Origin of the sequence: Moorena sp. SIO4E2, from assembly GCF_010671945.1 — a bacterium.
In the GTDB taxonomy this organism is placed as follows: Bacteria; Cyanobacteriota; Cyanobacteriia; order Cyanobacteriales; family Coleofasciculaceae; genus Moorena; species Moorena producens.
In genome coordinates, this window is record NZ_JAAHIE010000372.1 from 1 (window position 1) to 7,495 (window position 7,495).

A 7,495-nucleotide genomic window follows, 5' to 3' on the forward strand; every position below is an offset into this window, starting at 1 on the left:
ATTAAGTGCGATCGCATTTTCCTGCCGTTCTTGATTCTGAGCTTCAATCTGGTTCTTTTTCCACTGAACCCAGAAATATCGAAGCAACGGTATGGCCAAGAATCCTACGCCATAAGCCAATAACAGAGGGTAAATTAGCTCCACAAATAGTACAAATCCTCCTAGCTGTGCAGCAATCTCACCCCCCTGCAACAGGGAACCGAGGACTAATGCTAGAACAAAGTTTACACTCCCTAACCCAATTGCCAGCATAATCTGCTCACTCCTTGCCTGAGAAAACTCCCATATCTTGGCACGAAGATAAGCTGGCACCGGTTGTTGATTCTGTTTGGCAGCAGTTGTCTGCAATTTAGGGAAGTGATAGACAATATCCCCTGACGGGCTAACTTCTGGGCGTCCGTCGAATCGGATTAGTACCGGTAACATATAGTCTTCAGACTCCCGCTGGTAGCTTTCTCCAAGGTCATCAAGATAGGGAGCAATCTGTTCAGCTGCCACAGCCCCCCCGGAATTGCGAATCACAGCACCAATGGTTTGCCAGCGACGTTCTTCTAAATCACTATTGGGATTGCCATCACCAAACAGAAAGGAGAAGACAGCTTCTAAAAAATTCATCTCATAGTCGTCATCCTGGTTATAACGGGAATTTCGCCGTCTCGAGCGATAATTACTGTGGGAGTAAGATGGGTTGAACCACCAAAACAGATCCGGTCCAATCCAGAAACGAGGCAAAAACAGGATTCCGCCGCCACCACCAGAACGTCTATTTCCTCCTCCGCCTCCTCCGCCAGAATCATTGTCACTGCCAGCTTTGAGGCTCAGAACAATAAATGCGATCGCAACAATCATCAACACAATCGAAAGCACTAGGAAAATCCCGAAAGAAATCCGAATCAGGTAAAACAGAACACCCCAAACCTTTTCCCACCATGCTTGCAACCGTAGCTTTAAGAACTTGTTGCGGAGAATAGCGCGAAAGTTTTTGGGAAACAGATAAGCAATATCCCCTGACTCTGCCACTTGTAAATGTCCACCTACTTCCGAGGCCAGGACAAGTAAACCTTGCTCGGCTTGATGGATGTTTAAACCCACTTGGGCAGCAACATCCCCAACAGTGACGCGGTAGCCTAGCTGCTCAACAGCTTTCATGATGGTGGGTAAGGGAGCCATAATTATGTTTTATAATACTTGTTGCGCTCAAAGATAATAGCTTTATCAAACAGAAAGGTCGGACAGGTCGGACATCACCGAACCGGAAAACATACTATGTATCCATGGGATACGATGAATGCCATCTGCTAGATCTATGTAAATTTCCCTACTATCTCTAGTATAGTTTTTTTTGAATTTGGCAATTTTGAGCAGGTTTTTTTATACTGAAATCCTTATTGATTCTTGAAAAGCGGTCAGATTTGTGCTGCTGTTGCCCCACTTCCAATACCTTGCCCTCTTGCCATCACCTTGGAGGTAATTTGCCAACAGTCCCTTATAATAGGAGGCTGACAGGAGTTAACAAAACTTAAGGGAGAAGCAGAGGTAGCAATGGCACTGATCACCACCGGCAAGTCATTCATCCGGGCACTAGAAAAGTCTGGTGCATTAGCAGTTTATGCACCATTAGAAGGTGGGTTTGAAGGTCGTTATCAGCGGCGTTTGCGGGCTGCTGGCTATACCACCGTTTCCATTACTGCCAAAGGACTAGGGGATCCAGCTGCTTATCTCACTGGAATTCACGGTGTTCGCCCTCCTCATCTGGGCAAGAAAAATATGGGTAAATCAGCTGCAGTCGGTGATGTTTACTACCTGCCGCCCTTGGTAAACTACCAACTCTCAGCCCTATATCCCAACTCTAAAGGGTTGGTGCTGTGGATTATTGAAGGAATTATTCTATCTAGTCAAGAAGTTGAGTATTTAACGACATTGCCCCAGCAAGAACCACGAGTAAAAGTAATCCTAGAGATGGGAGGGGATCGTGCTTTCCGTTGGCAACCCCTCACAGAGACTTTGCCAGGACTAATTTCTGTAGCCAATGTCTAGTCTCAGTATCAATGACGTCAGCTATCAGCTATCAGCTATCAGCTATCAGCTATCAGCTATCAGCTAATGCGCTACAGATGGTGCTACTTGAGGTGCGGTCAGCGGTCAGCGGTCAGCGGTCAGCTTATTTTATTCAAAAGCACCGATTGCGCTACGCGCACACTGCGCGAACAGTAGCGTGGAACAGGCTTCGACGCTATGACCTAAGGCATAAGCTGAATGCTGAATGCTGATAGCTGATAGCTGATAGCTGAATGCTGAATGCTGAATGCTGAATGCTGAATGCTGATAGCTGATAGCTGAATGCTGATAGCTGATAGCTGAATGCTGAATGCTGATAGCTGAATGCTGATATTTCTCGATACCCAACCCCGTGAGTAGTCAAAAATGATAAGTTTGATACCCTAGAGGTGTAGGATGATAGTGGGTAAGACTAGCAATGCTCGAACAACGTGACTACACCTTAATCATCGATAAAAGTGGCAGCATGTCGATTAGGGATCAACTGGCTGGCAAAAGCCGTTGGCAAATGATGCAGGAGTCTACCCTTGCTTTAGCCAGTAAATGTGAAGAATTAGATCCAGATGGCATCACGGTTTATGTATTTGCTGGTCGCTTTAAACGCTACGACAATGTAACCGCAGATAAAGTCCTACAGATATTCCAGGAAAATGAACCATCGGGACGCACGGATTTAGCTGGTGTTTTACTCGATGCAACCAACGACTATTTTAAACGTAAGGCTAGTGGCCAAACTAAAGAAAATGGAGAAACCATCTTAGTCGTCACTGATGGGGAGCCTGATGAACGGAAAGCTGTGATGAAGGTGATCATAGAAGCATCACGGCGTATTGATGTCGATGAAGAACTAGGAATTTCCTTCATCCAAATCGGGAATGATCTCCAGGCAACTAAATTCTTAAAAATATTAGATGATGAGCTGCAAAATGCTGGGGCTAAGTTTGATATCGTAGATACCGTAACTATTGATCAGATGGAGGATATGACTCTCACTGAAGTTTTGATCAATGCTATTATTGACTAAAGGATTAGCATAGGTTAGTGGTATTTCTCCCGTCAGGGTTCGAGGTGCTTTAAGTTAACTGTTTCAAAAATATCCCTCAACAGTTAACAAGGTAATAGGAGATCAAAGTCGTGGAATCAATGGATGACTTGTTAGCCCAACTCAAAGCTGAGTATCAACAAAAAGATGCTGGTGTTCAACCGCAAGAAAAACCTCTGTTTCAGGAAAAACTAGTTGATTTGCCACTAACTGATCCACCAACCAGTGAATCACCATCCAAGATACCTGATTGGGTATCTACTGCTCAGGATCGGGATCTGGCTGAGATGAGAACAGAGTTTGAGAAAAAAGACCAAGAAGACGCTCTCAAACAACAGCAGGAACTAGAAGCTGAACAAAAACGAGTTCAGCAGCAAAAGCAAAGAGAACGAGAAGCCCTGAATCAGCAAGCGACTGAGTGGCTAAAAAACTTAAGTCCAAACTCAGCTGAAGGCTTATGGTTTGAAGAATTTTCTGATTCCTATCCCTCCAAACTGGAGGCAGCAATTGATTATTTGCAAGCCTTAAAAGAAACTCAGTCTTGAGTGCAAGACTCCTCAAGTATCATCTGCAGGTGCCTAAGAGCAAATTTTTTTAATTATAATGATTATCTTAATCGATGTTATTAGTTCTGTTACATTTTGAAGTGCGGAATGTGGCCAGTAATGCTTAATTCTCCATGGTTTTCACAGGTCAGGGTGGGGAATGAAGAATATAGGACTGACTTCTAAGTACCTCACCACAAGAACACTTAACCAAATATTCCACAAGGTAAACGTTATTGCAGTAGACAGTGCTGCCCCAATCATACCAAATAAAAGAATACCAATTCCATTCAAAACAACATTTAAACCCGCAGCTGTCCCATATACAATCAGGGCTTGATTTTGATGTCCCGTCATAATCATCAGGAAAGCAACTGAGCCACACAGAGCATTAACTAACTGTCCCATAACCAGAATCAAGAGCGTCCCATTTCCACTGGCAAACTCTGGTCCAAAAAGACTCAAGATTGCTGGGGCAAATAGGATGAGGAAAACAGCGATAAGGAGGGAAGGCCAGAAAATCCAAACACTGGCGGTGGCAATAGCCTGTTTTAATCCAAGGCGATCGTTCTGTTTATATAATCGGGCAAATTCAGGGGCGACGACCATAGTGACTGTTTGTAGGACAAAGCTTACCCAAAGGGATGTCTTAGTTGCTACCTCATAAATTCCCGCCTGTTGAGGCCCCAATAGGGAACCGACCATAATCACATCAGTTTGCTGTAGGATAATCCCAAAGCCATTCATTAACCACAGTACAACACCGACCTTCAGCCAATCTCCGTAGGCATAAATTGGTTCGGCTTGCTCTACACTCTGGTTTAATCTCTCCCCAATTAGCCACAGTTGACCTAGTACAACAACGAGGATGACCAGTAGATTAATATCAATAATGCGAACACCAGACAGGTCACCAAATTCCTCGAAAACAACAAAACCACTGACTAAAATCAACACAGGGACAAAAATATAATATGGGGTATAGGCGAGGTTAATGTCTCCTAAAGCTGTAGCTGTTTCCCTTTGTAGCAAAGTCAAAGCAAACAGAGGAACGAGCCAAATCCCGATCGTTAATGGGTTAGCGTAGATAAAACGGTGATAGGAGTTAAGTCCAAAAATTAATCCTGTCCCCACCAAAGCAATGGCAATTCCTAACAGCAAATTGATGACCCAACTGAACCGAATAATTCCTCGCAGTAAACCCCAAGATTCAGTAACACTATACTCAGATACAAACCGCAAAACAGTATGAGGCAAGCCCAAACATGCCAATATACTTAGTAAAAAACTTAGAGAAAAAACATAAGCGTAAATCCCATATTGAGTCTCTCCCATCCAACGAGCTAGGCAGATTTGTAACAGATAAGTGAGGATAAATCCTGTCACTCTGATCACAATTGCAATAACTGTGCTTTGGCCTAGGGATTGGAATTGTAGACCTTTAGAATCAGAAAACGTTTTGGACATTAAGTTAACAAAGGGTTTGAGCGCAACTATGACCAGAAAATCCTTTGCGTAGTCTACCGTAGGGACGTAACTACGAACTATTCTAACTAGATTTTAGCCAAAAAGAAAGTTTATCGTATTTCTCAAATAAATCTGGGGGTAAAACTGTAGTACGAGGCACAAACTCAACTTTTTTCCGCACTTTATGGAGACCTGGTAATCCTAACTTGGAATCAAATTCTGGTTCGTCATATTCAACCTGGTTAAAATTATGCTCAAAGGGTGCTTCTCCTAAAAAATGATAAATTTTATGAAGGGTTTCTGTTGGTTGGTTCGTTAGTAACTCATATTCTACCAACAACAACTTATCTGAATATTCGCCATAGTAGGCTTCTTTTAGAGCGTTATAAGCCATACCAACCATATACTGATTTTGCCCTAGTTTTTGGGTACGATCGTAGACAGTTGCAGATTCACTAAAGTCTGCAAATAATCCTGAAATTACCCAAGGATTGCTTCGCACTAAACGTTCTAAGCTATCCATAATCCAAGCCACATTACGGACGCAACAAATGACTTTAGCTTGGGTGAAAAGTTGATCGATTAGGGGTAAGTGGGCGCACCACATACGGCTGGTATCAATAACCAGTTGCCCTTGCTGAATTTGAGGTTGATAATAAGCAGCAAAGACTCCCAGTAACAGGTCTTTTTTTTGTTGTTGTGAAATGAAACTGGCCAGTTCATTTCGACTCATGCCTTCTAATAACCGTTGAATCAGACCAAACACTGGGGTACTCATGGTGGCATGAAGCCGAGGATTTTGTCGAAGGATAGCTGAGAGTAAGGTTGAGCCAGATCTCGGCAGCCCAGAAATAAAATGGATCTCAGTGGGAAATTGTAAACCATCGAAAGATTCAGAATTTCCGGTCTCAGAAATATTGTTATCTACAGAAATACTCATCGGTTTAAATCACAAGTTCTCTTGCAATCCCCACCTGTTTTGCAATGGGGTGATTCAATTTGATAATGTCGTTCGTAGTGTTTGGGCAAGCACTTCAACATTAGGGTCTTGAAACATAGTGGTATGATTCCCAGGAAGCCAGTGGAGTTCGGTGCCTCCAGTGACTAAGTCTGCCCAGCCTAGACTAGCATCTTGGGCGTTGGCTGCTTCTCCTTCGGTTGCCTGGAAAAGAATCCCTGTGCCATTGTAAGGCTTAGGGGTGTAAGACATTAAACCTTTAAGATGCCCTCTGAACACTTCCAGTAACCGTTTAACCTGTACTACACCAAAATCAGGGGGAATTTTTTGGGCTGTTTTTACCTGTTCAATTAAATGGCACAGTTGCTCTTCCTGAGTCAGATTGTCCAAGGTTTTCAGGGTCTCTGGTAAATCAGGGAGATGTCTTTTAAATAAGCGAACCAAGAAGATAACATCATCATCCATGGTGTGAGCCTCTTCTCGATCGATGGGGTCAGCAATGTTCATATCAATCAGGATGAGTTTACACACCTCATGTCCCTGACTTTGGAGTTGTTGTGCCATCTCAAAGGCAACTACTGCACCAAAACACCACCCTCCAATCTGATAAGGTCCTTGGGGCTGAACGGTCTGCATCCCTTGAATGTAATGGGCTGCCATGTCTTCAACTCGATCGTAGGGTTTTTGATCCCCATCCAATCCCAAGGACTCTAGAGCATAAAAGGGGAACTCTGGGGCAAGATAGCGGGCTAATTCTCGATACCAAACCACAGTTCCAGCCCCTGGATGAACGCAGAAAAAGGGAGGCTGGACTCCTTTGGGCTGTAAAGGCACTACCGTGGATCTTGACCATTGGGACGAATTCCCTTCTTTACTCAAAAGCGTGGCTAGATGTTCCACTGTCCCCTCCTCAAAGAGGACCGATACCGGTAGTTTTTGACCAAACTGTTGCTCAATACGACTGATCAAACTAACCGATAGGAGTGAATGCCCCCCAAGGTCAAAAAAGTTATCTTGAAGTCCAATAGGAGCCACATTAAACAGGGATTCCCAAAGTTGCACCAACTCTAACTCTAAAGCAGTACGAGGCGGGATTTTCCCCCCGTTATCCTCAAGACTTAGGCTTGGTACAGGTAAAGCACGACGGTCTAGCTTGCCGTTGGCACTCACGGGTAAAGATTCCAGGGTCACAAAAACACTGGGAACCATGTAATCCGGCAGTTTTTCTTTGAGGAATTGCCGTATTTTGGCGGGGGTCACGGTTGTGCCTTGGGGATGGGTGACATAGGCAACCAACTGGGGATTTCCTGGGCTATCTTCCCGTACAACCACCACCCCTTCTTGCACTTGGGGATGTTGACCTAAAACAGATTCAATCTCACCCAACTCAATGCGAAAGCCTCGTAGCTTCACTTGATGATCTAT

At 44.0% G+C, this 7,495-nt stretch carries 9 protein-coding genes; 4 read left to right on the forward strand and 5 right to left on the reverse strand.

Features of this window, described 5'->3' with window-relative positions; all coding sequences use genetic code 11:
- A partial coding sequence (locus tag F6K37_RS27550; RefSeq protein ID WP_287253588.1) for a hypothetical protein occupies window positions 1-1,170 on the reverse strand: 1,170 nt, incomplete at its 3' end.
- Window positions 1,171-1,542: 372 nt separating this feature from the next.
- On the opposite strand from F6K37_RS27550, the gene F6K37_RS27555 reads away from it, so the two are divergent.
- Both F6K37_RS27555 and F6K37_RS27560 read left to right on the forward strand, forming a co-directional pair.
- Window positions 1,543-2,037: an NAD(P)H-quinone oxidoreductase subunit N gene (locus F6K37_RS27555; protein ID WP_287253590.1), complete on the forward strand. Its 495-nt coding sequence runs from the start codon at window positions 1,543-1,545 to the stop codon at window positions 2,035-2,037.
- Window positions 2,038-2,048: 11 nt separating this feature from the next.
- Window positions 2,049-2,270 carry a hypothetical protein gene (locus F6K37_RS27560; protein ID WP_287253592.1) on the forward strand — a complete coding sequence of 74 codons (222 nt, stop codon included), beginning with the start codon at window positions 2,049-2,051 and terminating at the stop codon, window positions 2,268-2,270.
- Here the strand turns inward: F6K37_RS27560 and F6K37_RS27565 are convergent.
- Window positions 2,234-2,422 (reverse strand): hypothetical protein, encoded by a 189-nt coding sequence (locus F6K37_RS27565; RefSeq protein WP_287253594.1) that lies wholly within the window; start codon window positions 2,420-2,422, stop codon window positions 2,234-2,236. The genes F6K37_RS27560 and F6K37_RS27565 overlap by 37 nt on opposite strands.
- Window positions 2,423-2,476: 54 nt before the next feature.
- On the opposite strand from F6K37_RS27565, the gene F6K37_RS27570 reads away from it, so the two are divergent.
- The gene (locus F6K37_RS27570) at window positions 2,477-3,082 is read left to right on the forward strand and encodes a vWA domain-containing protein (RefSeq protein ID WP_008190718.1); all 606 of its coding nucleotides are present in this window, start codon (window positions 2,477-2,479) and stop codon (window positions 3,080-3,082) included.
- A 119-nt stretch (window positions 3,083-3,201) separates the two neighbouring features.
- Window positions 3,202-3,645 (forward strand): salt stress protein, Slr1339 family, encoded by a 444-nt coding sequence (locus F6K37_RS27575; protein WP_287253601.1) that lies wholly within the window; start codon window positions 3,202-3,204, stop codon window positions 3,643-3,645.
- A 141-nt stretch (window positions 3,646-3,786) separates the two neighbouring features.
- Here F6K37_RS27575 and F6K37_RS27580 read toward each other — a convergent pair whose 3' ends face one another.
- The 3 genes from F6K37_RS27580 to F6K37_RS27590 all read right to left on the reverse strand — a co-directional run.
- On the reverse strand, window positions 3,787-5,112 hold the full coding sequence (locus tag F6K37_RS27580; protein WP_287253596.1) for a lipopolysaccharide biosynthesis protein: 1,326 nt from the start codon (window positions 5,110-5,112) through the stop codon (window positions 3,787-3,789).
- A gap of 82 nt (window positions 5,113-5,194) precedes the next feature.
- A complete protein-coding gene (locus F6K37_RS27585; protein ID WP_287253598.1) occupies window positions 5,195-6,052 on the reverse strand; it encodes a sulfotransferase family protein in 858 nt (285 codons plus the stop codon).
- Between the two features lie 54 nt (window positions 6,053-6,106).
- Window positions 6,107-7,495 (reverse strand): thioesterase domain-containing protein (locus tag F6K37_RS27590; RefSeq protein WP_287253599.1); only part of this gene is annotated, 1,389 nt, incomplete at its 5' end.

Bases quoted from the DNA above. Each gene is read 5' to 3' on its own strand.
- F6K37_RS27555 (WP_287253590.1), top strand. From the start codon at position 1,543: ATGGCACTGATCACCACCGGCAAGTCATTCATCCGGGCACTAGAAAAG.
- F6K37_RS27560 (WP_287253592.1), top strand. From the start codon at position 2,049: ATGACGTCAGCTATCAGCTATCAGCTATCAGCTATCAGCTATCAGCTA.
- F6K37_RS27570 (WP_008190718.1), top strand. From the start codon at position 2,477: ATGCTCGAACAACGTGACTACACCTTAATCATCGATAAAAGTGGCAGC.
- F6K37_RS27575 (WP_287253601.1), top strand. From the start codon at position 3,202: ATGGATGACTTGTTAGCCCAACTCAAAGCTGAGTATCAACAAAAAGAT.
- F6K37_RS27580 (WP_287253596.1), bottom strand. From the start codon at position 5,112: ATGTCCAAAACGTTTTCTGATTCTAAAGGTCTACAATTCCAATCCCTA.
- F6K37_RS27585 (WP_287253598.1), bottom strand. From the start codon at position 6,052: ATGAGTATTTCTGTAGATAACAATATTTCTGAGACCGGAAATTCTGAA.